Source organism: Stenotrophomonas sp. GD03958, from assembly GCF_029839005.1.
Taxonomy (GTDB): Bacteria; Pseudomonadota; Gammaproteobacteria; order Xanthomonadales; family Xanthomonadaceae; genus Stenotrophomonas; species Stenotrophomonas hibiscicola.
Window position 1 is genome coordinate 1 of the sequence record NZ_JAOBZT010000062.1, and the last position, 26,086, is coordinate 26,086.

Genomic DNA, 26,086 nt, shown 5'->3' on the forward strand with positions numbered 1-26,086 from the left:
GGACCAATCGGCTGGCCGGCAACCTCATTGAACCGGACACCCAGAGCAGCCGGCCAGCGGCCGGCTCTGCCAGGCTGGATCGTTACCGCAGCGGGCGGTCCTCGCCGCCGTCTCCGCTCTCCACCGGCGCCGGCCCGGCGTTGCTGCGGCGCTGTTCCTCGTACGTGCGGAACGCCTGGTGGATATGCTTGCGCAGCTCGTCGTCGTTCCATGGCTTGGTCAGGAAGCGGTAGATCGCGCCGCGGTTGATCGCATCGGTCACCGTGTTCAGATCGGTATAGCCGGACAGCACCAACCGGATCGTGTCCGGGTACAGCATCTTCACCCGGCCGAGGAACTCGGTGCCGCTCATGTCGCTCATGCGCTGGTCGGACAGGATCACCTGCACGTCGTTGATCGCCAGCAGGTCGAACGCATCACGCACGTTGCCGGCCGCCAGGATGCGGTAGCCGTCGCGACGGAACAGCCGCACCAGCGATCGCAACACGTTCTCTTCGTCGTCCAGCAAGAGCAGCGTGCGGTCGGGACGGGTCTCGGCGAAAGCTTCCGGGCGCAGGTAGCGGCGGCGCAGGGTCATGCCTGCGGCATCGGCCGACATCGGTTCGCCGAACAGGTAGCCTTGGAACACATCACAGTCGTTGCGACGCAGGAAGCCAAGCTGCGCCTGCGATTCAACGCCGTTGGCGATCACCGTCATGCCCAGCTGATGGCCCATGGCGATGATCGCGCGGGCGATGGCCGCCTCGCGGTTGCCGGCCGGCGCGCTCTTGATGAAGCTGCGGTCGATCTTCAGCTTGTCCACCGGGTAGCGCACCAGCGCACTGAGACTGGAGTCACCGGTGCCGAAGTTGTCCAGGCTCAGGCTGATGCCCTCGTTGCGCAGGTTGGCCAGCGTCTCATGCACGAAGTTGACGTTGTTGGTCAGCGCGCTTTCGTTGATCTCCAGCGTCAGCATCTGTGCCGGTATGCCCGCGGCCTGGATCAGGCCCATCACTTCGGCGAAGAAGTTCGGCCGCAGCAGCTGCAGGGTGGAGACGTTCACCGCGATGGTGAAATCGTCGAAGCCTTGGTCGCGCCACAGGCGGGCCTGCTTGAGTGCACCTTCCAGCACCCAGGTGCCGATCTGCACGATGATGCCCAGCCGCTCGGCGGTGCGCATGAAGCGCTCCGGCACCAGCATGCCCAGCGTCGGTGACTGCCAGCGCAGCAGCGCTTCCATGCCGACCACGTGGCCATCGCGGGCGCTGACCAACGGCTGGTAGCGCAGTTTCAGTTCGCCGTTGGGAATGGCATCGACGATCTGCCGCGCGATGATGCTCTCGCTGTGCGCGCTCGGCGGCGTGTCCACGGCGTGGATGCGCACCGCGTTGCCGCCCTCGCGGGCGGCCTGGTACAGCGCATCTTCGGCGTGGTCCAGCAGGCGTGAAACGTTGCTGGCATGCTCCGGGCACAGGCTCACGCCCAGCTTGCCGGTCATGAACAACGTGTACGGCAGGACCGACAGCGGCAGTTCCATCTGCTGCCGGATTTCCTCGGCGAAATCCTCCGGCAGTGGCACCTCGGCTGTGCGTGGCACCGCGATCAGGAACTCGTCGCTGCCGTGGCGCCACAGTTTGCCGCGCCCTCGCAGGTAGGACTGCAACCGCTGCGCAACCAGCACCAGTGCCTGGTCACCTACCTCGGCGCTCATGTTTTCGTTGACAGAGGCGAAGTGGTCGATGTCCACATGCATCAGCATGAGTGCGGTACCGCCCGAGGCCGCCTCGGTGACCATCACCTGCAACTCGGGGTTGCCGGCACCGAGGCGATCAGGCGCATCATCGATGCTGACCGGGGGCTGGTTGGGATTCCACATAGGCTCAGTAGTCCGGTGACTCGGCGGCGGCCATGCTGGCTGCCTGGTAGGGGAGATGAACGTCGATCAGGGTGCCTTCACCGTGCGCGGATTCGATCCGTACATGGCCACCGACGCTCTGCGCACGCTCGCGCATCACGATCAGGCCCAGTCCGCGCGGGCCGTCGGGGTCGAAACCCTCGCCGTCGTCGCGGATCTGCAGGTGCAGGCCGCGCTGGCCGACGTCGCGCAGCTGCAGCTGTACCTGGCTGGCACGGGCGTGGCGCAGCACGTTGGTCAGGCTTTCCTGGGCAATACGGAAGCAGGCCTGCTCGATGCTGTTGTCGGGACGGTGCGGCAGCGGCTCGATCTCGGCCAGCAGCTCCACCGGCGAGGAACGGAACAGTACCCGTGCCTGCCAGCTCAGCGCTGCTTCCAGGCCCAGTGCGTCCAGCTGCGGCGGCCGCAGCAGGGTAGAGATGTCGCGCAGCTTGGCCACCGTGGTATCGGCCAGGCTGACGATCTGTGCCAGGTCCTCACCGCGGCGTTGCGGATCGTCCTCGTCCTGCGCGGCATAGGCAGACAGCTTGATCGCCGTGATCGCCTGGCCGATATCGTCGTGCAGGTCGCGCGAGATCGCGCGGCGCTCATCCTCCTGCAGCGAGAACAGGCGGCCGGCCATGGCCTGCAGTTCGCGGTTGCTGGTTTCCAGTGCGCTGCGGATGCGTTCGGAATCACTGAGATCGCGCACGATCAGCAGCTTGCAGTCGCGGCCGCCATAGCGCACCTCGCCCACTGCCAGGCCGGCATGGAAGCTGCGGCCATCTGCGCGCTGCATCGCCACCACGCTGCTGTGGCCCGGCCCCAGGTGCAGCTGGCCCGCACGCAACTGGCTGCGCACGCGGGCCAGATCGGCGCTGTCCACCAGTGCCGAAAGCGGTTCGCCCAGCAAGGTGTGGCTGCCATAGCCGAACAGGCTGGCGGCCCAGGCGTTGGCGTACAACACGTGTTCGTCGGCGAGGATCACCACACCATCGGGCAGCACCCGCACCAGCTCGCGGAACTGTTCCTCACGCTCGCGCAGCAGGCGACGCGACTGCTCGCGCTCGGTCACGTCCTGCAGGGTGCCCAGCACGCGGCTGCGGCCAGCTTCATCGATACCGCTGGCGGCGCGCAGGTGCACCATCAACGCGCGCCCGTCCATCGACAGGACGGGCAGCAGCACGTCCACCTGCACCGGCTCGCCGGAGCATAGTTCGGCCAGCAGCTGTTCGGTCTGGGTGGCAGTGGCCGGATCGGCCGGCACCAGCAGTTCGTCGAAGCGGTGCCAGCGGCGGGCCTCGGGCGGGCGGCGGCCAAGCAGCCGGTAGACCTGGTTGGAGTAGCGACCCAGCCCGGTGGACGGGTCCAGCTCCCAGGCGCCGATACGGGCTAGCTCGTGGGCTTCCTCGACCCGGGCCAGCGCCTGGTCGCGGCGCAGCTGGGCCAGGTCTTCGGCGGTGCGGTCGATGGCAATCAGCAAGCGGGCGTTGTGGCCGTCATAGCTGATGGCGTTGGACCGCAGCTCCATCTGCCGTAGCGAGCCATCACGCAGTTGCAGCTGGGCACGCAGGATGCAGAGCTCCTGCGGCGCCTCGCGGATCGCCTCCAGCTTGGTCTGCAGTGCCTGGTCCTGGCCGGGCGGCCACAGCACGTCGATGGTCTTCTCCAGAAGGTCACCGCGCTCCCAGCCGAACGCGCTGCAGGCAGCCGGATTCGCGTCGAGGATCGCCAGCGTGTCCAGGTCGTAGACCAGGATCGGGCCGGGATTGCCCTCGAACATCTGCCGCAGGCGCAGCTCGGAGGCCTGTTGGCGCGCGTGGGTGTGCAGCACGTGCTCGGCCAGCGGGCGCAGCAGCAGATACAGCAGGCCTGCGCTGGCCAGGGCGAAGAACGAGCCCTTCAGGCCCTGCCACAGTGCCGCCTGCTGCGGATCGGGCACCAGCGCCTGCACCACGCTGTCGGTAGAGATCATCCAGGCCAGCGCCATCACCAGGTAGCTCAACACCACCCGGCGCCGGTCACGGCTCAGCGCCTGCGCCATCCGCGGGTCGGGAACAGGGGCGTTGCCGGTCGGTTCTGCAGGCATGGACGAGGCGGGTGACAGGGGCGCTGGTCATCTTACCCCGCAGCGCGCCGTGACCACTCAATTATCCGCCGCAGGCGCCGTTAACCACTGCGTGCCCCGCTGACGGGCGTGTCATCCGGAGCAAGATCGCGTGGACCAAGGGATCATCGCCAGCCTGCTGCAGCACCCGCTTGCGTCGGCGCTGGTCATCGTCGACCGTACCGGGCGTCCGCTGGCGGCCAATCCGGCCGCGCGCGAGCATGGCCTGCCAGCCACCGTGGCGGCCTATGCGCCGATGCTGGAAGATCTGCGCCTGATGGCCGCCGATGGCGGCATCGTGGCCTGCACGCTGCCGGGCGGCCCCCGCGGCCACTACGACGGCCACCTGCGTGCGGTGCACGACGGCGCCGGCAACCTGCTGGCCTTCACCCTCAGCATTCCCGAGCCGGTGCCGGTGGACGGGGGCGGGCGCTGGGAACTGGCGCTGGACAGTGCCGGCCACAGCCTGTGGGACTGGGACATCCCCAGTGACCGCGTGATGCGGACGCCGGCGCTCGGCGACGAGAGCGCCACCGAGCTGCTGGCTCGGGTGCACAGCGAGGACATCGCCCTGGTGCGCGCAGCGCTCGACGAGCACCTGCATGGGCGCAGCGAGCAGTACAGTGCACAGTTCCGTTTCCGCCAGGCCGATGGCCAGTGGCGTTGGGTGCTCGATCGCGGCCGCGTGGTCGCTCGCACCGCCGATGGCCAGCCCCTGCGCATGGTCGGCACGCATACCGATATCGAGCAGCAGAAGCAGCTCGAATCGCTGCTGCAGGAACAGCAGCTGCACCTGAGCGAGGCCCAGCGCATCGCCAGCATGGGCAGCTGGTCGTTCGATCCCAACAGCGGCCATTTCTGGTGGTCGCCGGAACTGCGCTCGCTGCTGGCGCTGGAGCAGGGCGCCGTGCCCGGCCAGCGGCGCTGGTTGAAGCAGCTTCACCCCCGCTCGCGGGGTGCGTTGCGTGCGGCATGGCGGCGGTTATGGCGCGATGGCCGCGCTGCCAACCTCGAGCTGGAGCTGACCCGCGGCCATGAGCCTTCGCAGCACCTGCGCCTGTGGATGCAGCCGCTGCTCGACATGGACGGGCAACCCAAGCGCCTGCTCGGCCAGGTACAGAACATCACCGAACAGCACCAGACCGATGCGTTGATCCGCTGGCGCACCGAACTGCTGAACCGGGTCTCCGCGCTGGGCCGCATCGGCGGCTGCGAGATCGAGGTGCAGACCCGCAGCATGCAATGGACCGAGGAGTGCTACCGCATCCATGGCCTGCGCAAGGAACCGATCACCCTCGACCAGGCGTTGGCGCTGTACACGGAGGACTCGCGCAACGCGTTCGAGGCGGCACTCGCCCGTATCGCCAACGGCGGCCTGCCCGAGCAGCTGGACCTGTGCTTCTACCGCCAGTCCGGCCTGCGCGTGTGGGTGCAGGTGCTGATTGAACTGGACCGCCGTGATGGCCTGCCGCCGCGCTTCGTGGTGCTGTTCCGTGACATCACCCGCGAGCGCGAGGCCAATGAGCGCATCGAGCTGCTGGCGCACTACGATCTGCTGACTGGCCTGCCCAATCGCGTGCTGCTCGGCGAGCAGACCGCCGAGGCCATCGAGGAAGCACGCGATCGCGGAACCTCGCTGGCGATGCTGTTCATCGACCTGGACGGCTTCAAGACCATCAACGACAGCTTCGGCCACGCCACCGGCGATGCGCTGCTGAAGGCGGCGGCCACCCGCCTGCACCAGAACCTGCGCAACAACGACCTGTTCGGCCGCTTCAGTGGCGACGAGTTCATTGTGGTGCTGCGCGATCTGGCCGAGCCGGAAGACGCCGGCCACGTGGCGCGCAAGCTGATCGCCTCGTTGGCCGAGCCGCTGCGCCGTGGCGAGACCACGTTGAAGGTCGGCGCCAGCGTCGGCATCGCGATGCTGGGCGATGCGCAGACCGACTTTGACTCCCTGCTGCGTGCTGCCGACGCCGCGATGTACGCGGCCAAGGAAGCCGGGCGCAATACCTACCAGTACTACAGCCAGGACGCATTGGCCCGCATCCAGCGCCGGCTGGACGTCGAGCATGCCCTGCATGGGGCCATCGAGCGCGACGAGTTCAGCCTGGCCTACCAGCCGTTGCTGCACGCTCACCACGGCGAGCCACCGGCGATCGAGGCACTGTTGCGGTGGCACCGGCCCGGCATCGGCTACTGCAGCCCGGCCGAGTTCATTCCCATTGCCGAAAAGTGCGGCGAGATCGTGCGCATCGGCGACTGGGTGCTGAACGAGGCCTGCCGCCAGGCAACCGCTTGGGACCGCGCCGGACTGCAGTTTGATCGCATCGCGGTCAATGTGTCGGCGGTGCAGCTGCGTGATCGTGGCTTCGCCGAACGCGTGATCGAGATCTGCCATGCCCATGGCTGGCCGCCGCAACGGCTGGAACTGGAGCTGACCGAGTCGGCGCTGATCCGTGACACCGACATCCTGCGCCATTGCTTCGACGTGCTCGAACGGCACGGCGTGCCGCTGGCGGTGGACGACTTCGGTACCGGCTTCTCCAACCTCAACTATCTCAACCGCTTCCCGGTGGGGCGCCTGAAGATCGACCGCAGCTTCGTGCAGGGCATGCTGCACGACTCCGGTACGGCCGAAGTGACCCAGGCCATCGTGCACCTGGGCCATGCGCTGGGCATGAAGGTGGTGGCGGAGGGCGTGGAAACGCACCAGGAAGAAGACATGCTGCGCCGCCAGGGCTGCGACGAGATCCAGGGTTACCTGTACTCGCGCCCGCTCAGCCCGCGCGACCTGGCGCAGTGGCTGCGCCAGCCGCAGCCGGTTTCGCTGCGCACCGATGCCAGTGGGGAAGTGATGCTGGTGCGGTGATCAACTGCACTGGTTGGAACTGACCTTGGCTGCTGTGTCCATCCACGCATGGCGTGGATCTACCGCAACCCGCTTTGGTGGGTGCCGACCGTTGGTCGGCATGGATGCCTGTGCCTCTCGATCATCCACGCATGGCGTGGATCTACCTCGGAAAATCCGCCTTCAACTGCATGCGCAATGCCTCGACAATGGCCGCATAGCGCCGCTTCTGCACCAGATAGCTGGCCAGGAACAGCGGCAGCACCAGCAGCATGGGCGCCACCATCGGGCGCATCGCCACCAGCGGCAACAGCAACAGCGACAGGATGGCCACGAACCAGCTGCACAGTCCGATCACTCTCACCTCGTGCCGTCGCGCGTTGAGTACGATGCGACCGCGCATCACCGGGAAGTAGCGCAGGCCGAAGCTCGGCGCAAAGCTCTCACGGAACGCCATGCTGCCGTCAGGCAGCGCATGGAATGCCAGGTCCAGCCATTTGTCCTGCGGCAGGTCACGTTCCAGGCTGCCCAGCGAGAGGCGGGCCTGCATGGCCGGTGACGCCGCAATGCGTTCGTTGAACAGGGTGATGCCCCAGCTGAAATAGCCGCCCACCCAGGCCATCATAAGGACGGTCTCGATCAGCAGAAGTGCGATCAGGGCGATGGCCATCGGTCTTCCATGAAGGGTACCGGTGGATCATGCCATGCGCGACGGCCCATCCACGCATGGCGTGGATCTACTTAAGCGCATCCCCATCCAACCCCAGATCCCAGGCCAGGCCCAGCAGCGCCTCGTCCACCCGCGACGGGGCCGGGCGCGCGTCCGCCAGCTGCTGCAGCTCGCGGATCTCCTCGCGTGCCACATCCTCCAGCTGTTGCAGCTGCTCACGCACGCTCGCGTTGCGCGGGCGCTCGGTGTCGGTGAGGGCGGGCAGGGCGCGGATCAGGGTCATGGTGCGCGTACAGGATGCATCCAGTGGCGGGTTACAGGCAAAGGCCCCGGACGAACCGGGGCCTTGCGGGCTGCCGGCGAGGGCAGCGGACATCAGGGTCAGAACAGCTCGACGGTGCCGGCGCCCATGCTCTGCTGGGCAACCGGCTTGTGCGGCGGGCGTTCCCATTCGCTGCGCAGTTCGCGCAGGCGGCTGCCGGTGCGCTGCAGGGCGGTGGCGATCTCTTCGTCGAACACGCCGCCGTTGCGGTGCAGCAGTTCCTGCAGGGCGACTGCTTCGCGGTTGATCGCGGTCAGGCGGTCCAGGTGGGTGTGCACGCCGCCCAGGGCCTGGGTGGCGATGTCCTCGAACTGCAGGGCGCGCACGGCTTCAGCCACGCTGCCATCGATCGCACGGGCGCACTCGGACACTTCACGCATGCCGTCGCCCAGCGAGGCATTGATCTGGGCCACGTTGTCGAGCATCGCGGCCGCTTCCTGGCGCGCTTCACGGGAGCGGTCCATGTCACGCGAGGCCATGTGCGAGACCGTCTCGCGCACCTTGGCAATGGCGTCCTTGGAGCTGTGTGCCAGCTTGCGGATCTGCTCGTTGAAGGTTGTCGAGCGCTCGGACAGGTTGCGCACTTCGTCGGCGACCACCGCGAAGCCACGACCGGCTTCACCGGCACGCGCCGCTTCGATGGCCGCGTTCAGCGCCAGCAGGTTGGTCTGGTCGGCGATCGACTTGACGTCTTCCAGCAGCGCGAAGATGCCATCCAGGTGCTGCGCCATCTGGTCGATGTGCTGCACGGTGGTGCTGCTCTGGCCACTGACCTGTTCCAGCGCTTCCACCAGCTGCTCCATGCGGTGGCTGGCGTGCTGGGCGAAACGGGCAACGTCGAGGCCGGCGTTGCCTTCATCACCGGCGCGGTCGACGATGCGCGACAGGGCCTGGCTCTGCTGGCGCGACTTGCGGTTCATCGCATCGAAGCTGCCACCGAGGCTGGAGACGGCCTGGCGGATCAGGTCACGGGCGCGTTCCACTTCGCCGCGCGAACCCTCAATCTCGTTGCCGACGAAGTTGCGCAGTTCGGTCAGCAGCTGGTCCTGCTCACGCAGGACACGGGCATGTTCCGGGGAACGGTGCGCCTGGGCGCGGGTGGTCCACCACGCAAAGCCGAGCCAGCTCAGCGTCATCGTGGTCAGGATCGCCCAGCGCAGGGCGGCCGGCCATTCGAAACCGATGGCGAAGGGGAGCAGCAGGGTCAGAGCCAGGGGGGCGGCCAGACGGATGAAAATGCGTGAGTACATGGACGTTCTCGGGAGGTGCACGGAGGATGTATCGGCCGTACCCCCTTTCTCTTTAACGTCGATGTGCCCCGAAGTGCATTCTGAATGCGCCGGTTTTCCGGCGCTGGCGGTGATTCGGTGTCCGATTCCCTTTCCATGGAAAAGCGCCCGGACCCCATGCGCTTACGCCAGCTGGCGGTCCACCGCCTCGATCATCGCCTTGCGGCCGAACAGGAAGTCCCAGTAGCTGCCGCCCAGCTGCCGCCATAGCACCGCCGAGCGCACCGCGGCCAGCAGCAGGGCGCGGATCTCGGCCACCACGCCAGCCTGGCCCAGGTAGTGCGGGTTGCCCTGCACCATCACCCGCGGCTTGAGGTGGCTGATGGTGTCCGCGTACAGGCTGCCCAGGCTGGCCAGCACATCCGGGTGGCCGCTGTCGCCCAGCTCGGCGGCCTGGCGCTGGGCGCGCTCGATGCCCGAGGCGACCTTGTTCACCGTGGCGCCATCCTGAACGAAGCGGCGCTCCAGCTGCAGCACCGACAGGGCCAGCTTGGGCAGGATCGGATCCTGGCCCTGGTTGCGGAAGTAGTTGTGCAGCAGGCGCAGCCCGGCCTTCAGTGCATGGCGGTCACCGAATACCGCCTGCGGCGAGGACGCATCGACACGGAACACGCTGTCCACGGCGGTGCGCACGGCGGCGGCGTCGGAATGGCCGGTATCGGCGATGCGGCGTACCTGCTGCAGGGCCTGGGCAATGCCGGCCAGGGCCAGGACGCGGTCGTCGACAGTGAAACTCATGCAGCGGATACCTCAAAAGGGGAAGGAGTGGTGCGCAGACGCTGTTCCAGCGGCGCATCGGTGGCGGCGATCACCGCGCCACCCAGGCACACATCACCGTCATACAGCACCAGTGATTGACCGGGGGTAACGGCACGCTGCGAGCGCGCGAAGGTGACCAGCACGCTGCCATCGTCCAGCACCTGGACCGTACACGGCTCGTCAGGTTGGCGGTAGCGGGTCTGTGCGGTGCATTCAAAGCGCCGCGACGGCGGCGAGCCGGCGATCCAGTGCGCGGTTTCCGAACGCAGCCGGTTGGAAAGCATCCACTTGCTGTCGCGGTCCTGGTCCACGTACAGCACGTTGCTGGCCACATCCTTGCCGACCACGTACCACGGGGCGGCCGGGCGGCCGCGTACGCCGCCGATGTTCAGGCCCTCGCGCTGGCCCAGGGTGAAATAGAACACGCCCGGATGCTCGGCAATCACGCTGCCGTCGGCCGGGTCGAGGATCTGGCCCGGCTTGGCCGGCAAATAGCGTCCAAGGAACTCGCGGAAGTCTCGCTCGCCGATGAAGCAGATGCCGGTGGAATCCTTCTTGGCGTGGGTCGGCAGGCCGACGTCGCGCGCAATCCGGCGCAGGTCGGTCTTTTCCAGGTCGCCGATCGGGAACAGGGTCGCTGCCAGCTGCGCCTGGCCCAGCTGGTGCAGGAAGTAGCTCTGGTCCTTGGAGCGGTCGGCGCCACGCAGCAGCAGCCATTGGCCACCGCGCTGGGCTACGCGCGCGTAATGGCCGGTGGCGATGCGCTCGGCGCCCAGCTCGCGGGCGGCATCCAGGAAATGCTTGAACTTCACCTCGCGGTTGCACAGCACGTCCGGGTTCGGCGTGCGGCCAGCGGCGTACTCGGCCAGGAAGTGCTCGAACACACCCTGCCAGTACTCGCTGGAGAAGTCCCGGAAGTGGAACGGGATACCGAGCAGGCCGCATACGGCGACCGCATCGCGGCGGTCATCCTCAGCGCGGCAGTCACCGCTGCCGTCGTCGGCCCAGTTCTGCATGAACAGGCCTGCCACGGCCTCGCCCTGCTGTACCAGGCGCCAGGCCGCGACGGAAGAGTCTACGCCACCGGAGACGCCCACCATCACGCGCGGCGTGCTCATGCGACCTCCCGAACCAGCGAAAGCGGATGGCGCTGGCCACCCAGGTAATCCGCCACCACCTGCCAGACCAGCGGGCTGCGCTGGCGCTCGCCGGCGGCCTGCAGCTCGGCCGGGGTCAGCCACAGCGCGCGGTCGATGCCGGTGTCCAGCGGCTGCGCCGGGTCGTGTGAGAGCGGGCGCGCGGCGTAGCAGAAGCGCAGGAACGCGGTGCCGTCGCCGGCAGTCCACTGGTAGCAGCCGATGAAATGGGTCAGCTGCACCGTCCAGCCGGTTTCCTCGCGGGTCTCGCGCAGGGCTGCCTCGGCCAGGCTTTCGCCCGGCTCGAGGTGGCCGGCAGGCTGGTTCAGCACTTGGCGGCCGTCGATGGTCTCTTCAACCAGCAGCACGCGGCCGCCGTCGACCACCACCGTGGCGACGGTGGCGTGCGGTGCCCAGCGCGGGTCCGGCGTGGCGTTCAACTCAGAACTCGTCCTTCTTGGTCAGCTCCAGCTCCATCGCGTCGGCGGTGCGGATGGCCGCATCGATGGCGTCGCTGAGCTGGTCCGGGGTGGCATCGGCATCGATCTTCACCACGAACATGGCGGTGGTGTCCTGCTTGACCCAGCCGCCCATCTTGGCGTCCTGCGAATCTTCCAGCAGGCGGTTGGCCACGGCCACCGGGAACTGCTTGGTCTTGGCGTTGTACGCCGGCGACCAGATCTCGCGGATGTTGTGGCTGCCGAAATCTTCCACCGCCGAGCGCACGTAGACCATCTGGGTGCGGTCCCCCTCGACGTCGAAGACCATGCGGTAGTCGCCGTCCTCGTCGACTTCATAGGTATAGCCCAGCTTGTCCAGGTGGCGGCCCACGGACTTGTCGGCGGTGGTTGCGGCGGTGGCGGCGCCGACAGGAGCCAGGGCGATCAACAGGGCGGTAAGAAGGGTCCTTTTCATGAAGATCCTGTGAAACAGTGTTGAGAGAAGATGCAATTGTGACGGCGGCCGTGCGTGCCGTCCAATCTGCGGCGGGCCGACGCAGGCTTCTCCGAGCCTCTATAATGGACGGATGCCCCATGAGTCCTCCCCCGATTCCCAGCACGAGCACGGCGTTGCCGTAGAACCTGCGCGCCCGGAAGTGGCGCCGCCGCCGTTCTACCAGGTGATGCTGCTCAATGACGACTACACCCCGATGGATTTCGTGGTGGACGTGCTCCAGCAGTTCTTCAACATGGACCTGGACAAGGCCACGCAGGTGATGCTCCACGTCCATACCCGCGGCCGCGGCGTGTGCGGGGTGTTCACCCGCGAAGTGGCCGAGACCAAGGTGGCCCAGGTCAACGAGTATTCGCGGATGAACCAGCATCCGCTGCTGTGCACGATGGAGAAGGCCTGACCGGCCTTTTGTAGAGCCGAGCCCATGCTCGGCTGCTGTTCGTGCAGGTATCCAGATCGCTGGCAGAGCAGCCGAGCGCAGGCTCGGCTCTACAGCCGGATCACGCTTCCGCCAGCGCCTCCAGCGCCATCCGTGCCACGGCCTCGTCGACCTCGGCAGGGTCGCCATCATCCCTGAACCATACCGCAGACAGCCCCGCACTGGCGGCGATCCAGCGCAGCAGGCGCGTACGTTCCAGGCCGGCCAGCGCAGTGACCTGTTCCAGCCGGGCGGCAAACCGCTCGGGCCGCGTCGCAATGTGGATGCCCGGGCCGCAGAGATCCGGGTTGCTGAACAGCGTCGTGTAATCGAACGCGCGATCGCCCAGCAGCCGCTTCGGGTCGATCGCCAGCCAGCCGCGCGCGCCGAAGTCGAGCACGTTGTCGTGGTGCAGGTCGCCGTGCAGCGGCTGGATCTCCTGTTCGTCACGCAGCACCCCCTCCGCCAGTGATCTGCACTGTTCCAGCAGTGGCGGCAGCGCAGCCCTTGGCTGCAGCAGGTCGGCGAACCATCTACGCAGGCAGACCAGTTCCGCTGGGCGCGCGCTCCGTGGCCGGTGCAGCCGCTGCAGGACCTGGCACAGCACCGTGGTGCAGGCGTCATCGTCGCCCGCGATTGAACGTTGCCGCAGCGAATCGCCTTCGGCGCGCTCGATCAGGATTGCCGGCCCCTCGTGGGCCAGCAGGCGGGCAGCGCCATCACCGTCCCACCAGCGCAGCAGGCGGTAGCTGTTCTGCTCCTCCCTTTCGCTGCTGATCTTCAGCATCGCCGGCGCGCCGGCAGCGGTCAGCACCGGCCAGAGCCGGGCGTGGCGCGTGCAGATGGCCGGGCCATCACGCCGCAATCGCCAGCGGCTCAGGTAGGGTTCGCTCATGCCGGTTGAGGTCTTCTGGAGTGAATGAAGATCAAGCGTTCTGCAGTGCTAACGCCATCTGAACGCAGCAATCCGCTAGGGTGATGGAAATCGCGTAGTCAGGCCGCATATTGTTCCCATCTGCCGCCGGAGTAATCCATGTTCAGCAAAGACCTCGAACACACCATCGGCCAGTGCTACAAGCGCGCCCGTGAGGCCCGGCATGAGTTCATGACGGTCGAACACCTGCTGTTGGCACTGCTCGACAACCCGTCCGCCCAGGCCGTACTGAAGGCCTGTGGTGCCGACGCCGAACGCCTGCGCCAGGAGCTGGAGCAGGCCATCGAGGCCTCGGTGTCCCGCCTGGCCGAGGATGACGGCCGTGACACCCAGCCGACCCTGGGCTTCCAGCGGGTGCTGCAGCGGGCCGTGTACCACGTGCAGTCCTCGGGCAAGAAGGAGGTCACCGGCGCCAACGTGCTGGTCGCCATCTTCGGCGAAAAGGACTCCCACGCCGTCTACTACCTCAACCAGCAGGATGTCACCCGGCTGGATGTGGTCAATTACCTGTCCCACGGCATCGCCAAGCTGGGCGAGGAAGGCGAACAGCCGTCCTCCAACTCCGACGGCGAGGGCCGCATGGAAGGCGGGGAGGGTGAGCCGAAGGGCGATGCCCTGACCGAATTCGCCAGCAACCTCAACGAACAGGCCCGGTCCGGCCGCATCGATCCGCTGGTCGGTCGTGGCGATGAGATCGAGCGCACCATCCAGGTCCTGTGCCGCCGCCGCAAGAACAACCCGCTGTACGTGGGCGAGGCTGGCGTGGGCAAGACCGCCATCGCCGAAGGCCTGGCCCGCCGCATCGTCGAGGGCTCGGTACCCGACGTGCTGACCGACGCGGTGATCTACTCGCTCGACCTGGGTGCGCTGGTGGCCGGCACCAAGTACCGCGGCGACTTCGAGAAGCGGCTGAAGGGTGTGTTGACCGCGCTGAAGAAGGTGCCCAACGCCGTGCTGTTCATCGACGAGATCCACACCATCATCGGCGCAGGCTCGGCGTCGGGTGGCACCATGGATGCGTCCAACCTGATCAAGCCGGCGCTGGCCTCCGGCGAGCTGCGCTGCATCGGCTCGACTACCTTCCAGGAATATCGCGGCATCTTCGAGAAGGATCGGGCGCTGGCCCGCCGCTTCCAGAAAATTGATATCGTAGAGCCGACCGTGGGCGAGGCCTACGAGATCCTGCAGGGCCTGAAGTCCAAATACGAGCTGCACCACAGCGTGACCTATTCGGACGAAGCGCTGCAGGCGGCGGTGGACCTGTCGGTGAAGCACATCGGCGACCGCCTGCTGCCGGACAAGGCCATCGACGTGATCGACGAGGCCGGTGCCCGCCAGCGCCTGCTGCCGGAAGGCCAGCGCAAGGAGCTGATCGACGTCGAGGAAGTGGAAGCGATCGTGGCCAAGATGGCGCGTATCCCGACCAAGCAGGTCAGCGCCACCGACAAGGACGTGCTGCAGCATCTGGAGCGCAACCTGAAGATGGTGATCTTCGGGCAGGATCCGGCGATCGAGACGCTGTCCTCGGCGATCAAGCTGGCCCGCTCGGGCCTGGGCAACCCGGAGAAGCCGATCGGCAACTTCCTGTTCGCCGGCCCGACCGGCGTCGGCAAGACCGAGGTGACCAAGCAGCTGGCGCTGCAGCTGGGCATCGAGCTGGTCCGCTTCGACATGTCCGAGTACATGGAGCCGCATTCGATCAGCCGCCTGATCGGCGCCCCTCCGGGCTATGTCGGCTTCGACCAGGGCGGCCTGCTGACCGAGAAGATCGTCAAGACACCGCACTGCGTGCTGCTGCTGGACGAGATCGAGAAGGCGCACCCGGACATCTTCAACATCCTGCTGCAGGTGATGGACCGCGGCGTGCTGACCGATACCAACGGTCGTGAAGCCAACTTCAAGAACGTGGTGCTGGTGATGACCACCAATGCCGGCGCGGCACAGGCCTCGCGGCGCTCGATCGGCTTCACCAAGCAGGACCATGCCACCGATGCGATGGAGACCATCCGCCGCAGCTTCACCCCGGAGTTCCGCAACCGCCTCGATGCGGTGGTGCAGTTCCAGGCGCTGGGCTTCGAGCACATCCTGCGCGTGGTCGACAAGTTCCTGATCGAGCTGGAGATGTTGCTGCAGGACAAGCACGTGAGCCTGTCGGCCACCCCGACCGCCCGCGATTGGCTGGCCCACCACGGCTTCGACCCGCTGATGGGTGCGCGCCCGATGGCCCGCGTGATCCAGGACAAGATCAAGCGTCCGCTGGCCGACGAGCTGCTGTTCGGCAAGCTGGTCAACGGTGGCAAGGTGAGCATCGATGTTCGCGACGACGAGCTCGTGGTCGAGACCCAGGCCGAACCGGAGCGGCTGCTGCCGGTTACGGTGGAGTGAGCTGAAGGCTTGGCGTGAAAGACTGGGAATGACAAGGGCGGCTTCGGCCGCCCTTGTTTTTTCCAGTGGGCCTGTCGTCTGCGGCCTTGCTTGAACGGAATGCAGGTGCCACTGCTGTCTTCTGGTCGCGATGGGGTGCTGCCCTGTTTGTATCGCGTAACGATACAGGATACAGTAATGATCATCGGTTTTCGTCACAAGGGCCTTGAGCGGTTCTACCGTTCCGGCAGCAGTAGTGGAATCCGCCACAGTCATGCCAGCAAGGTGTTGATGATCCTGACGATCCTGGATGTGGCTTCGGGTCCTGAGGATCTGGCCATGCCTGGACTGCGCCTGCATAAGCTCCGGGGCGGTCTGAAAGGACATTGGTCTGTATGGGTCAACGGAAACTGGCGGATTACCTTCCGTTTCACCGGCAGCGACGTGGAGCTGCTGGATTACCTGGACTATCACTGAGGTCGCGCATGATTCATCACCATCCGCATCCGGGGCAGACGATCAAGGCAATGGTCTTTGATCCAATGGATCTGTCTGTGACCGAGGCGGCCGAGCGCCTGGCAATGTCACGGGTGGCCCTTTCGCGGGTCCTGAACGGCAAGGCGGGCATCAGTCCCGACCTGGCTATCCGCCTGGAGATGGCGGGAGTGAGTACCGCGGTTTTCTGGATGGGGCTGCAATCCAGCTACGATCTTTGGTTGGCGCGGCAGCGCGCGCAACCGAGAGTGTTGTCGCTGGTTGCCGCGACGCGTTGACGTATCTCGCGACAAGGGCGGCTTCGGCCGCCCTTGTCCTCTCCGGGGTCAGCGGCTGCGGCGGCGCGCTTCGCGCTTGAACCGCTCGGCATCGATCGGCTCGATGCGCGCAACCTCGCAGCTGCCGCGACCGGTGTCCAGTGCGCTTCGGCCCTCGCTGCACAGCTGGTCAGCCTCCTTGCCGTCGGTCTTGAAGCCGAGGCGGGTGGCCAGCACGGCAGAAGGGCAGCTGTTGCGGAAATGCACCACATAGTGGTCTTCACCGGAGCGAAGCAGGACGTTCCTGTCAGCGCCGGCGCGAACGATCTGCTGTTCGCCGGTCAGTGGTACGCATTGCGCCGGCGGGGTGCCAGCGGCATGGGCGGGCGGCGCCACCAGGGTGATGGCAGACAAAGCCAGGGGGACCAGCAGGGAAGACAGGTTCATGGCGGGGCAGGGGCGGCGATCCGGACTGGATCGGATCCCAGGATGCCGCCGCCGCTGCAAATGCGAATCTGCCGCAAGCAGGGCTGACCGACGCCACGGTGAGATCGGTCACGATGACCTTTGGCGCATCAGGCCGCGATCGAGCGGAACCCCTGTTGCCGGCCCTGGTCGCCGCCGTCTTCGATGACAAAGGCGACCGCCTCGTGCGGAATGTGCAGGCGCTGCTTGAGCGTACTGCCCATATGCGATATCTCGCGCTGCACGGCCAGGTACAGGGGATGCGAGGCGTCCATGCTGGTGCAGACCAGGCAGGGCTGACCGAACCAGGTGCCGTCCGGGCCCTTGCTGGCGTAGCAGCGGCTGGTGACGGACTGCGGGTCAAGTACGATCAGGTAAGTCATGCACGCAAGGCCTCGTGTGAAGAACGCGTAGAGTCTAGGGTTCCCGCGCGCTGCTGGATTTCAGACAAGGACGAAAATCGAACGACCCCGGAGACTTTGACTTTATTCCGTGCACGACAAAGGGCCGGAAGCGAGGCCGGCCCTGTCGGAGTGGCGCAATGCGCCGACCGCTTACTTCATGCGGTAGGTGATACGACCCTTGGTCAGGTCGTACGGGGTCATTTCAACCTTGACCCGGTCACCGGTAAGGATGCGGATGTAGTTCTTGCGCATGCGGCCGGAGATATGGGCGATGATCTCGTGCCCATTCTCCAGGCGAACGCGGAAAGTGGTGTTCGGCAGCGTCTCGCTGACGGTGCCCTCGAACTCGATGGAATCGTCTTTCGACATGTAGTCCTGTGCGGTTCAGAAAACGGCCACGCTGGGCCTAAGGCGCAGTATTTTACGCGTGACCGGCGCTGCTTGCAAAGTTTGTGTTAACCCCCTGCCAAATCCCGTGCCGGCAGGCGTCCAACCGCCCGCGTCCAAGGTCCTTCACGGCCCTTGCTGCGTACGGCCTGGCGCACGCGATCCAGAAATACCGCCCGCGGCAGGTGCTCGGCGCCCATCCGCAGCAGATGCGGATTCTCCACCTGGGCATCGATCAGTTCCCAGCCCCAACCATGCAGGGTGGATGCCAGGGTGGCCAGGGCGATCTTGGAGCCGCCGCTGGCGCCACTGAACATGCTCTCACCGAAGAACATGGCGCCGATCGCCACACCGTAGATGCCGCCGACCAGCGTCTGCCGATCCCAGACCTCGAAGGAATGGGCGAAGCCTAGATCGTGCAACTGGCTGTAGGCCTCAACCATCGCCGGGCTGATCCACGTGCCGTCCTGGCCCGGCCGCGGTGCTGCGGCGCAGGCTCGCATCACACGACTGAAGGCGGTGTCGGCGGTGATCTCCCAGTCGCAGCCACGCAACTGGCGGCGGAACCGGCTGGACAGGTGCACGCCATCGGTGCGGAACACCATGCGTGGGTCGGGCGACCACCACAGGATAGGCTCGCCCTCGCTGAACCACGGGAAGATGCCGCCGGCATAGGCGTTGAGCAGGCGCGCCGGATGCAGGTCGCCGCCCACCGCGAGCAGGCCGTCGGGCTGGCGCAGTGCGGTCTCGGCCGGAGGGAAGGGAGCGTCCGGCGCATCGGCCAGGCGCCAGGGCAGCTGGCGGGTCATGCCGGCATTGTATTCGCCGTGGTGATGCGACTGGGATGCGCACGCGCTGACGGTGCCAATCTTGGTTGGCACACCTTTCCGGGTGCCTCATCCGGCCCTATTCTACGGCTCTACGCGGAACGGCCCATGCCCTTGCAGCTCCTGCTGGTAGCGACGTACATCGCGCCGCTCCTGCCGGCACCAGTCCTGCAGTGCTTCTGCGAACTCCGGATCGGCCACCCAGTGTCGGCTGCGCACCAGTGTCGGCAGGAATCCCCGCGCCAGCTTGTGCTCGCCCTGAGCGCCGGGCTCGAAACGGCTCAGGCCTTCGCGCAGGCAGTACTCGATGCCCTGGTAGTAACAGGCCTCGAAATGCAGGCCGGGCAGGGTAGCGCCACCCCAGTAGCGGCCGTACAGCGTGTCGCCACCGCGCAGGCACAGCGCGCCGGCAATCGGCTCGCCGTCCTGTTCGGCCAGGAACAGCACCAGCCCGCGTCCCAATGAAATGGCCAGATGGCGCAGGAAGGCCTCGGTCAGTGCCGGGGCGTTGCCGTACTCGAGGAAGGTCTGCAGGTAGAAGCGGTACATCGCCTGCAGGTCGGCGCGGCCGGCTTCATCGCCGTGTACCACGCGGAAGCTGATGCCCTGGCGGGTGACCTTGGCCCGTTCCTGGCGGATGTTCTTCCGATGCTTGTGGTTCATCGCACCGAGGAACTGCTCGAATGTCGCCCAGTCACCCTGGTTCTGCCACTGGAACTGCACGTCCTCGCGCAGCAGCCAGTCATCGCCGAACAGGGCCTCGTCCACTGCGGTGTGGAAGTTGATATGGGCCGAGGATACCTCCAGCGCGGGCAGGGCCTCGCGCAATGCCAAAAGCAGGGCGGCGCGCCCTGAATCGTGACGTGCCAACAACCGCGGGCCAGTGACCGGCGAGTAAGGTACTGCGCCCAGCCACTTCGGATAGTAGTCGCGGCCATGCCGTGCATACGCGTTGGCCCACGCATGGTCGAACACGAACTCGCCGTGAGAGTTGGTCTTCAGGTAGCCCGGAATGGCGCCGACCAGGGTGTTGCCTTCCCAGAGCGTGAAGTGCCGGGCCTGCCAGCCCCAGTCCTCGCGCAGGCAACCGTGCTGTTCAAGCCCGGAAAGGAAGGCGTGGCTGACGAAGGGGTTGCGGCCGTCGTGCAGGGCATCCCAGTCGGTCGCGGCGATGGACTGCAGGGAGTCGAGAAAGCGGGGGGAAGGCATGGGGGAAGGATAGGGCAGATGAAACAGAAAGGCCGACGCACTGGCGTCGGCCTATCATCCGGAGTCGGGTGTGGCTCGACCCTGCAGGAGCGGGTCAGCCTCTCAGCTGGCCTTGCCCTGGGCGTCCAGGTAGCGCTCGGCGTCCAATGCGGCCATGCAGCCGAAGCCGGCCGAAGTGATCGCCTGGCGGTAGTGCTGGTCGGCCACGTCGCCGGCAGCAAATACGCCTTCCACCGAGGTCTGGGTGGCGTTGCCGCCTAGGCCCGAGCGGATCTCCAGGTAGCCGTTGTTCATCGCCAGCTGGCCGTCGAACAGCTGGGTATTCGGATGGTGGCCGATGGCCACGAAGAAGCCGTGGGCGTCGATGTCACGGGTACTGCCGTCCAGCGTCGACTTCACGCGCACGCCGGTCACGCCGGCGTCGTTGCCCAGCACTTCCTCCACCTGGTGGTGCCAGACGGTCTCGATCTTGCCGGCAGCAACCTTGGCAAACAGCTTGTCCTGCATGATCTTTTCCGCCTTCAGGGTGTCGCGGCGGTGGACCAGATAGACCTTGCGGGCGATGTTGGACAGGTAAAGGGCCTCTTCCACGGCGGTGTTGCCACCGCCGACCACGACCACGTCCTGGTCGCGGTAGAAGAAGCCGTCACAGGTGGCGCAGGCGGAGACGCCGCGGCCCTTGAAGGTCTCTTCGGTCGGGATGCCCAGGTACTTGGCGGTCGCGCCGGTGGCGATGATCAGCGCATCGCAGGTGTACTCGTGGCTGTCGCCGATCAGCTTGAACGGGCGCTGCGACAGGTCGGCGGTGTGGATGTGGTCGAAGATGACCTCGGTCTCGAAGCGCTCGGCGTGGGCCTGCATGCGCGCCATCAGGTCCGGGCCCATCAGGCCGTGGGCGTCACCCGGCCAGTTGTCCACCTCGGTGGTGGTCATCAGCTGGCCGCCCTGCTGCAGGCCGGTGATGACGACCGGCTTCAGGTTGGCGCGGGCGGCGTAGACGGCGGCGGTCCAGCCGGCCGGTCCGGAACCGAGGATGACGAGGCGCTGGTGGCGGGAGGGCAGGCTGGTGCTCATGTAGACTCGCGAAAAGGTAGATGGGACAAGGCGCTGGCGATGTTTGCGCAGCATCCGTGGCTGGTCATAGAGTGGCGGCTGGGGCAGGGCGATTCAAGCCGATGAACGGAACGCCGTCATCCAGCGGTGGTTTCGGCCCTCGGATTGCCCTGTCGGACGTCGCATAACTGAAAACTGACGCCGTCTCATTTATTATCAATCACTAACAGCGCATTCCAAAGGTATGGTCTAAGGTGGCGAAGCAGGTCCCCGAACGCTCCAAGTCCGACGACAGCAAGGCGTCACGTCGCACGGCCGCGGCGGCGGCGACCGACAATCCACGCCGCCAACGTCTCTGGCGCGACCTTGGCCTGATCGCCATCGCGCCGGCCCTGCTGTATCTGGCGGCCAGTCTTTTCACCTATTCAGCGACTGATCCGGGCTGGTCGCACACCGGCAGCGTGGTTGCGCCGGTGCACAACCTGGGCGGCCGCGCCGGCGCCTGGATCGCCGACGTGCTGCTGCAGCTGTTCGGCTACATCGCCTTCCTGCTGCCGGTGGTGCTCGGCGCGCTGGCGTGGATCGCCATGTTCGGCCTCAAGCGCGAGAGCAAGGGCGAGAACGACCTGGATCCGGCACTGCGCCTGGTCGGTCTGGTCGGTTTCCTGATCGCCGGCACCGGCTTCCTGCATGTGCGCCTGTTCAGTGGCGATGTCGCCAGTGCCGGCGGCATCCTCGGCAAGCTGGTCGGCAATTCGCTCACGGTGGGCTTCGGCGCGCTGGGGGCGAACCTGTTCGTGCTGGTGCTGCTGCTGGCCTCGATCACCCTGGCCACCGGGCTGTCCTGGTTCACGGTGATGGAGAAGATCGGCCGCGGCGTGATGTCGCTGGCGCCGTTGCTGCAACGCAAGAAGGAAGAAGTCACCGAGTGGAAGCAGACCCGGGTGATGCGCGAGGAACGCCAGGAAGTACGCAAGGCCGACGCCGAGGTGCGCGCCAAGCGCGAGCCGGTGAAGATCGAGCCGCGTCCGGAGCCGGTGATCGAGAAGAGTGATCGGGCCAAGCGCGATACCCAGATTCCGATGTTCCGCGGCGTCAACGGTGATGGCTCGGACCTGCCGCCGCTGGCGCTGCTGGATGATCCCAAGCCGCAGCCGAAGGGCTACGACGAAGAAACACTGGAAACCCTGTCGCGGCAGATCGAGTTCAAGCTGAAGGACTTCCGCATCGATGCGCAGGTGGTCGGCGCCAATCCCGGCCCGGTCATCACCCGCTTCGAGATCGAACCAGCACCGGGTATCAAGGTCAGCCAGATCAGTTCGCTGGACAAGGACATCGCGCGTGGCCTGTCGGTGAAGTCGGTGCGCGTGGTCGATGTCATTCCGGGCAAGTCGGTGATCGGCCTGGAAATCCCCAACGTCACCCGCGAGATGATCTTCCTGTCCGAGCTGCTGCGCTCGAAGGAATATGACAAGTCGGCCAGCGTACTGACCCTGGCGCTGGGCAAGGACATCGCTGGTCGCCCGACCGTGGCCGACCTGGCGCGCATGCCGCATCTGCTGGTGGCCGGCACCACCGGTTCGGGCAAGTCGGTGGCGGTCAACGCGATGGTCCTGAGCCTGTTGTTCAAGGCCTCGCCGAAAGACCTGCGGATGCTGATGATCGACCCGAAGATGCTCGAGCTGAGCGTCTATCAGGGCATTCCGCACCTGCTGGCGCCGGTGGTCACCGACATGAAGGAGGCCGCCAACGGCCTGCGCTGGTGCGTGGCCGAGATGGAGCGCCGCTACAAGCTGATGAGCGCGGTGGGCGTGCGCAACCTGGCTGGCTTCAACAAGAAGGTGAAGGAAGCCCAGGACGCGGGCCAGCCGCTGATGGACCCGCTGTTCAAGCCGAACCCGGAGCTGGGCGAGGCGCCGCGTCCGCTGGAAACTCTCCCCTTCATCGTCATCTTCATCGACGAATTCGCCGACATGATGATGATCGTCGGCAAGAAGGTGGAAGAGCTGATCGCGCGCCTGGCGCAGAAGGCGCGTGCGGCCGGCATCCACCTGATCCTGGCCACGCAGCGCCCGTCGGTGGACGTGATCACCGGCCTGATCAAGGCCAACATCCCGACCCGTATCGCCTTCCAGGTCAGCTCCAAGATCGACTCGCGCACCATCCTCGACCAGTCCGGCGCGGAAACACTGCTGGGCCACGGCGACATGCTGTACCTGCCGCCGGGCACCGCGCTGCCCGAGCGCGTGCATGGTGCGTTCGTGTCCGATGACGAAGTGCATCGCGTGGTCGAGCACCTCAAGGCGATGGGCCCGGCCGACTATGTCGACGGGGTGCTGGATGAGGTGCAGACGATGGGCGACGGCGTGGTCGTCGGTGCCACCGGCCTGCCCGAGACCAGTGCAGCCGGCGACGAGTCCGACCCGTTGTATGACGAAGCACTGCGGGTGGTCACCGAGACCCGCCGAGCCTCGATTTCCGGCGTGCAGCGCCGGCTGAAGATCGGCTACAACCGTGCAGCGCGACTGATCGAGGCCATGGAAGCGGCCGGCGTGGTCAGCCCGCCCGAGCACAACGGCGACCGCACGGTGCTGGCACCGCCGCCGCCGAAGTAAGACCCGACGTATCCCCCACGACGTCCAAGGAACCGACGCATGCTTCACCCCGTACCAGGCGCGCTGGCGCTGGCGCTGGCAGCCTTCTTGGCTGCTGGCCCGGCACAGGCAGAAACCGCCACCTCCGCGCCCGCCACGGCGCCGCCTTCCACCAGCGGCGATACCGAAGCCAGCAATAATTTCAGCATTGTCCGTTACCGCGCCGACTACCAGGTCCGGCCGGACGCGGGCAATGTGCAGACCGAAACCTATGAAGTCCTGCTCAAGACCAAGGCGTCTGTCGAGCAGTTCAGCCAGGTGCGGCTGAGCTACAGCGAAAAGATGGAGACGCTGGAAGTGCTCGGCGCCTATACCATCACCGCCGATGGCCAGCGCCGCGACGTGCCGGCCGACCGCATCTACACGCAGGAGAGCTACTCCAGTGCCTCGGCGGCGATGTATGCCGACCGCAAGGTGCGGGTGATCGTGTTCCCGAACCTGGCCCCGGGCACGCGGCTGTACTACCAGGTGCGACGCACCCAGGCCACGCCGTACTTCCCGGGCTATTTCGGCCTGTGGGAGACCTTCAACGTGTTCACCGAGTACGAGGACGCCGAGGTTACCCTGAGTGCCCCGGCCAACCTGCCGATGTTCGTCGACAGCCGCGGCGTGCAGGGCAGTGACCGGCCGACGGTGAAGAACGGCCAGGCGCAATGGCGCTGGCGCTACCAGCGTCGTGAGGCGATGCCGGCGCAGAACTGGTCGGCGGCGGGCTGGGAGTTCGGCCCGAACATCATGGCCAGCACGTATCGTGACTGGTCGCAGATGGGGCGCGCCTACCAGCTCAAGGCGGGCCCGGCGGCCGAGGTGACCCCGGCGCTGCAGGCGCTGGCTGATGAGATCACCGCCGGCATCAGTGACCGCCGCGAGCAGGCTGATGCGCTGTATGGCTGGGTCGCGCAGAACATCCGCTATGTGGCGGTGTACCTGGGCAACGGCGGCCTGGAGCCGAACAGCGCGCAGAGCATCCTCGACAACCACTACGGCGACTGCAAGGACCATGTGACGATCCTGGAGGCGCTGCTGGCGGCCAAGGGCATCGCCAGCTCGCCGGTGCTGATCGGTGCGGGCGGCGGCCCGACGCTGCCGAAGATTCCGGTGCTGGGCCGCTTCAACCACGCCATCACCTACATCCCCGAATTCGATCTGTACCTCGATTCGACCACCGCGTGGGCGCGCTTCGGCCAGCTGCCGGAGGGTGACCTGGGCGCCCCGGTGATGCGTACCCGCGACGCCACGCTGGCGCGTACTCCGGCCAACACGCCGGAGCGCAACGCCACCTCGATGGAAGTGCGTTTTACCTTCGACGCCAACGGTAACCTGCGCGGCGAGACCATTCCGAAGCTGGGCGAGAACGCCGAGATCGGCATGCGCGCCCAGTTCTCCCAGCTCAACGCGCAGAACCGTGCTCGCGCAGAGGAGCAGATCATGGCCGCGTCCGGTTTCGACGGGCGAGGGCAGCTGCAGATCCAGGGCGTGCCGGTCGACCTGACCCGGCCGTTCGGCTATCGCATGGCCTTCCAGGCCGAGGACTACGCCGACTTCAGCGTGGCCGGCGGCATGGCCGTGCCGGATCCACCGGGCGGCGAGTCGGTGCGTGGCCTGTACGCCACCGCTTCTGCGCCGGCCAATGAGACGCCGTTCTACTGCAATGCCAGCCTGCGCGAGGAAACCTATCGCCTGCAGTTCCCGGCCAACGCGCCGATCATCGCCATTCCGGCCAGCCAGCGCTTTACCAATGCCGCTGGCGAATACCGGGTGGACTGGAGCCGCGAGGGCCAGGACGTGATCGTGCACCACCGCTTGCGGCAGAACGCGGTGCGTGGGCCGGAGGCGCTGTGCCAGCCGCAGGACTATCCGGCGTTCCGCGCGCTGTACCGCGAAGTGCGGCGCGGCTTCCGTGGCCAGGTGCTTTACGGCAAGCTGCCGGCATCTGGCGGCTGAATCGCCGATGGACGTTCAGGGCGGCATAATGTCGCCCTGATCGCCCATTCATCTTTCCCCGGGCACACTGGCAATCACCTTTCCTGGCGCCCGCGCCCACAGGATTTCCGCATGAACTTCCACTTCCGCCGTTTCCTTGCCACTACTACCCTGGCCGTCGCCTGTGCCGCTGCCGGCAGTGCCTGGGCCGGTGCCCGCGATGACCTGAAGACCTTCACCAGTGGCCTGAAGGGCCTGGACGGACAGTTCAGCCAGCAGGTGTTCGACAGCCGCGGCAAGGTGAAGGAATCGACCAGCGGCCGTGTGGCGCTGTCGGCGCCACGCCTGTTCCGTTGGGAATACGTGCGCCCGCACGAGCAGTTGATCGTGGCTGACGGCAGGAAGGTCTGGATGTACGAGCCGGACCTGGAGCAGGCCACCGTGCGCGAGCAGGGCAAGGAAGAACAGAACAGCCCGCTGACCGCGCTGATCAACCCGGCGCTGCTGGAGCAGCAGTACGACGTCAGCGAAGAGGCCGCGCAGCGCGACGGCCTGCAGTGGCTGTCGCTGTCGCCGAAGCGCGAGACCGAAGCCAGCTTCCAGTACGCCGCGCTGGGCTTCAACGCCCAGGGCTTGGCCAAGATGGAAATCACCGATGCGGTTGGCCAGCGTACCGTGATCACCTTCAGTGGCTGGAAGCGCAACCCGGGCTTCGCGGCCGGCACCTTCAGCTTC

General features: G+C 66.5%; 24 protein-coding genes. 8 read left to right on the forward strand and 16 right to left on the reverse strand.

The annotated features are described in order from the left end of the window. Positions 1–82: 82 nt before the first annotated feature. Together N5C25_RS15995 and N5C25_RS16000 are read right to left on the reverse strand one after the other, a co-directional pair. Positions 83–1,855, reverse strand: a complete 1,773-nt coding sequence (locus tag N5C25_RS15995; RefSeq protein ID WP_279937269.1) for an EAL domain-containing protein — start codon at positions 1,853–1,855, stop codon at positions 83–85. A 4-nt stretch (positions 1,856–1,859) separates the two neighbouring features. Further along, entirely contained in the window at positions 1,860–3,962 is a 2,103-nt protein-coding gene (locus N5C25_RS16000) for a PAS domain-containing sensor histidine kinase (protein WP_058980052.1), read from the reverse strand. A 130-nt stretch (positions 3,963–4,092) separates the two neighbouring features. Between N5C25_RS16000 and N5C25_RS16005 the strand changes: the two genes are divergently transcribed. Then, positions 4,093–6,852, forward strand: coding sequence for a GGDEF domain-containing phosphodiesterase (locus N5C25_RS16005; RefSeq protein WP_279937270.1), 2,760 nt, complete (start codon positions 4,093–4,095; stop codon positions 6,850–6,852). Between the two features lie 142 nt (positions 6,853–6,994). Here the strand turns inward: N5C25_RS16005 and N5C25_RS16010 are convergent, their stop codons facing one another. From N5C25_RS16010 to N5C25_RS16040, 7 genes are all read right to left on the reverse strand, one after another. Then, positions 6,995–7,501: a hypothetical protein gene (locus N5C25_RS16010; RefSeq protein WP_279937271.1), complete on the reverse strand. Its 507-nt coding sequence runs from the start codon at positions 7,499–7,501 to the stop codon at positions 6,995–6,997. A 67-nt stretch (positions 7,502–7,568) separates the two neighbouring features. Further along, a complete protein-coding gene (locus N5C25_RS16015; protein ID WP_019659631.1) occupies positions 7,569–7,784 on the reverse strand; it encodes a hypothetical protein in 216 nt (71 codons plus the stop codon). Between the two features lie 98 nt (positions 7,785–7,882). Next, positions 7,883–9,073 (reverse strand): methyl-accepting chemotaxis protein, encoded by a 1,191-nt coding sequence (locus N5C25_RS16020; protein WP_019659632.1) that lies wholly within the window; start codon positions 9,071–9,073, stop codon positions 7,883–7,885. A 162-nt stretch (positions 9,074–9,235) separates the two neighbouring features. Next, positions 9,236–9,850, reverse strand: coding sequence for a high frequency lysogenization protein HflD (hflD, locus tag N5C25_RS16025; RefSeq protein WP_021201771.1), 615 nt, complete (start codon positions 9,848–9,850; stop codon positions 9,236–9,238). Then, positions 9,847–10,989, reverse strand: coding sequence for a tRNA 2-thiouridine(34) synthase MnmA (mnmA, locus tag N5C25_RS16030; RefSeq protein WP_058980060.1), 1,143 nt, complete (start codon positions 10,987–10,989; stop codon positions 9,847–9,849). The genes hflD and mnmA overlap by 4 nt, the downstream gene beginning before the upstream one ends. Next, positions 10,986–11,447 (reverse strand): NUDIX hydrolase, encoded by a 462-nt coding sequence (locus tag N5C25_RS16035; protein ID WP_019659635.1) that lies wholly within the window; start codon positions 11,445–11,447, stop codon positions 10,986–10,988. Before N5C25_RS16035 ends, mnmA begins: the two co-directional genes overlap by 4 nt. A 1-nt stretch (position 11,448) precedes the next feature. Continuing rightward, the gene (locus N5C25_RS16040) at positions 11,449–11,922 is read right to left on the reverse strand and encodes a hypothetical protein (protein ID WP_058980062.1); all 474 of its coding nucleotides are present in this window, start codon (positions 11,920–11,922) and stop codon (positions 11,449–11,451) included. Positions 11,923–12,034: 112 nt separating this feature from the next. Between N5C25_RS16040 and clpS the strand changes: the two genes are divergently transcribed. Further along, the gene (gene clpS, locus N5C25_RS16045) at positions 12,035–12,361 is read left to right on the forward strand and encodes an ATP-dependent Clp protease adapter ClpS (protein WP_019659637.1); all 327 of its coding nucleotides are present in this window, start codon (positions 12,035–12,037) and stop codon (positions 12,359–12,361) included. A gap of 100 nt (positions 12,362–12,461) precedes the next feature. Here the strand turns inward: clpS and N5C25_RS16050 are convergent, their stop codons facing one another. Beyond that, positions 12,462–13,274, reverse strand: a complete 813-nt coding sequence (locus N5C25_RS16050; protein WP_279937272.1) for an APH(6) family putative aminoglycoside O-phosphotransferase — start codon at positions 13,272–13,274, stop codon at positions 12,462–12,464. 138 nt (positions 13,275–13,412) lie between these two features. Between N5C25_RS16050 and clpA the strand changes: the two genes are divergently transcribed. The 3 genes from clpA to N5C25_RS16065 all read left to right on the forward strand — a co-directional run bounded on the left by clpA (position 13,413) and on the right by N5C25_RS16065 (position 16,450). Further along, positions 13,413–15,698 carry an ATP-dependent Clp protease ATP-binding subunit ClpA gene (gene clpA, locus N5C25_RS16055; RefSeq protein WP_279937273.1) on the forward strand — a complete coding sequence of 762 codons (2,286 nt, stop codon included), beginning with the start codon at positions 13,413–13,415 and terminating at the stop codon, positions 15,696–15,698. Between the two features lie 177 nt (positions 15,699–15,875). Beyond that, complete coding sequence (locus tag N5C25_RS16060; protein WP_019659639.1) at positions 15,876–16,154, forward strand: type II toxin-antitoxin system RelE/ParE family toxin; 279 nt, start codon at positions 15,876–15,878, stop codon at positions 16,152–16,154. Between the two features lie 8 nt (positions 16,155–16,162). Beyond that, complete coding sequence (locus N5C25_RS16065; protein ID WP_019659640.1) at positions 16,163–16,450, forward strand: HigA family addiction module antitoxin; 288 nt, start codon at positions 16,163–16,165, stop codon at positions 16,448–16,450. Positions 16,451–16,498: 48 nt separating this feature from the next. On the opposite strand, the gene N5C25_RS16070 is transcribed toward N5C25_RS16065, so the two are convergent. From N5C25_RS16070 to trxB, 6 genes are all read right to left on the reverse strand, one after another. Further along, the gene (locus N5C25_RS16070; protein WP_251102043.1) at positions 16,499–16,876 is read right to left on the reverse strand and encodes a hypothetical protein; all 378 of its coding nucleotides are present in this window, start codon (positions 16,874–16,876) and stop codon (positions 16,499–16,501) included. A gap of 128 nt (positions 16,877–17,004) precedes the next feature. Next, positions 17,005–17,277: a hypothetical protein gene (locus N5C25_RS16075; RefSeq protein ID WP_058980068.1), complete on the reverse strand. Its 273-nt coding sequence runs from the start codon at positions 17,275–17,277 to the stop codon at positions 17,005–17,007. A 171-nt stretch (positions 17,278–17,448) separates the two neighbouring features. Beyond that, complete coding sequence (gene infA, locus N5C25_RS16080) at positions 17,449–17,667, reverse strand: translation initiation factor IF-1 (RefSeq protein WP_005409596.1); 219 nt, start codon at positions 17,665–17,667, stop codon at positions 17,449–17,451. Between the two features lie 86 nt (positions 17,668–17,753). After that, positions 17,754–18,494 (reverse strand): leucyl/phenylalanyl-tRNA--protein transferase, encoded by a 741-nt coding sequence (aat, locus tag N5C25_RS16085; protein ID WP_251102042.1) that lies wholly within the window; start codon positions 18,492–18,494, stop codon positions 17,754–17,756. A gap of 102 nt (positions 18,495–18,596) precedes the next feature. Further along, the gene (locus tag N5C25_RS16090) at positions 18,597–19,721 is read right to left on the reverse strand and encodes a GNAT family N-acetyltransferase (RefSeq protein ID WP_279937274.1); all 1,125 of its coding nucleotides are present in this window, start codon (positions 19,719–19,721) and stop codon (positions 18,597–18,599) included. A gap of 102 nt (positions 19,722–19,823) precedes the next feature. Further along, positions 19,824–20,795: a thioredoxin-disulfide reductase gene (gene trxB, locus N5C25_RS16095; protein WP_019659647.1), complete on the reverse strand. Its 972-nt coding sequence runs from the start codon at positions 20,793–20,795 to the stop codon at positions 19,824–19,826. A 233-nt stretch (positions 20,796–21,028) separates the two neighbouring features. Between trxB and N5C25_RS16100 the strand changes: the two genes are divergently transcribed. From N5C25_RS16100 to lolA, 3 genes are all read left to right on the forward strand, one after another. After that, entirely contained in the window at positions 21,029–23,389 is a 2,361-nt protein-coding gene (locus N5C25_RS16100; protein WP_279937275.1) for a DNA translocase FtsK, read from the forward strand. A gap of 39 nt (positions 23,390–23,428) precedes the next feature. Beyond that, positions 23,429–25,372, forward strand: a complete 1,944-nt coding sequence (locus tag N5C25_RS16105) for a DUF3857 domain-containing protein (protein ID WP_279937276.1) — start codon at positions 23,429–23,431, stop codon at positions 25,370–25,372. 111 nt (positions 25,373–25,483) lie between these two features. Beyond that, on the forward strand, positions 25,484–26,086 hold a 603-nt coding region (gene lolA / locus N5C25_RS16110; protein WP_279937277.1), incomplete at its 3' end, for an outer membrane lipoprotein chaperone LolA.

Excerpts from the sequence above, each read along its gene's own strand:
- N5C25_RS16000 (WP_058980052.1), bottom strand. The coding sequence starts at position 3,962 with ATGCCTGCAGAACCGACCGGCAACGCCCCTGTTCCCGACCCGCGGATG.
- N5C25_RS16105 (WP_279937276.1), top strand. The coding sequence starts at position 23,429 with ATGCTTCACCCCGTACCAGGCGCGCTGGCGCTGGCGCTGGCAGCCTTC.
- N5C25_RS16070 (WP_251102043.1), bottom strand. The coding sequence starts at position 16,876 with ATGAACCTGTCTTCCCTGCTGGTCCCCCTGGCTTTGTCTGCCATCACC.
- N5C25_RS16020 (WP_019659632.1), bottom strand. The coding sequence starts at position 9,073 with ATGTACTCACGCATTTTCATCCGTCTGGCCGCCCCCCTGGCTCTGACC.
- trxB (WP_019659647.1), bottom strand. The coding sequence starts at position 20,795 with ATGAGCACCAGCCTGCCCTCCCGCCACCAGCGCCTCGTCATCCTCGGT.
- infA (WP_005409596.1), bottom strand. The coding sequence starts at position 17,667 with ATGTCGAAAGACGATTCCATCGAGTTCGAGGGCACCGTCAGCGAGACG.
- N5C25_RS16065 (WP_019659640.1), top strand. The coding sequence starts at position 16,163 with ATGATTCATCACCATCCGCATCCGGGGCAGACGATCAAGGCAATGGTC.
- N5C25_RS16010 (WP_279937271.1), bottom strand. The coding sequence starts at position 7,501 with ATGGCCATCGCCCTGATCGCACTTCTGCTGATCGAGACCGTCCTTATG.
- clpA (WP_279937273.1), top strand. The coding sequence starts at position 13,413 with ATGTTCAGCAAAGACCTCGAACACACCATCGGCCAGTGCTACAAGCGC.
- clpS (WP_019659637.1), top strand. The coding sequence starts at position 12,035 with ATGCCCCATGAGTCCTCCCCCGATTCCCAGCACGAGCACGGCGTTGCC.
- mnmA (WP_058980060.1), bottom strand. The coding sequence starts at position 10,989 with ATGAGCACGCCGCGCGTGATGGTGGGCGTCTCCGGTGGCGTAGACTCT.
- N5C25_RS16040 (WP_058980062.1), bottom strand. The coding sequence starts at position 11,922 with ATGAAAAGGACCCTTCTTACCGCCCTGTTGATCGCCCTGGCTCCTGTC.
- aat (WP_251102042.1), bottom strand. The coding sequence starts at position 18,494 with ATGACCCGCCAGCTGCCCTGGCGCCTGGCCGATGCGCCGGACGCTCCC.
- N5C25_RS15995 (WP_279937269.1), bottom strand. The coding sequence starts at position 1,855 with ATGTGGAATCCCAACCAGCCCCCGGTCAGCATCGATGATGCGCCTGAT.
- N5C25_RS16015 (WP_019659631.1), bottom strand. The coding sequence starts at position 7,784 with ATGACCCTGATCCGCGCCCTGCCCGCCCTCACCGACACCGAGCGCCCG.
- N5C25_RS16090 (WP_279937274.1), bottom strand. The coding sequence starts at position 19,721 with ATGCCTTCCCCCCGCTTTCTCGACTCCCTGCAGTCCATCGCCGCGACC.
- N5C25_RS16050 (WP_279937272.1), bottom strand. The coding sequence starts at position 13,274 with ATGAGCGAACCCTACCTGAGCCGCTGGCGATTGCGGCGTGATGGCCCG.
- hflD (WP_021201771.1), bottom strand. The coding sequence starts at position 9,850 with ATGAGTTTCACTGTCGACGACCGCGTCCTGGCCCTGGCCGGCATTGCC.
- N5C25_RS16075 (WP_058980068.1), bottom strand. The coding sequence starts at position 17,277 with ATGACTTACCTGATCGTACTTGACCCGCAGTCCGTCACCAGCCGCTGC.
- N5C25_RS16060 (WP_019659639.1), top strand. The coding sequence starts at position 15,876 with ATGATCATCGGTTTTCGTCACAAGGGCCTTGAGCGGTTCTACCGTTCC.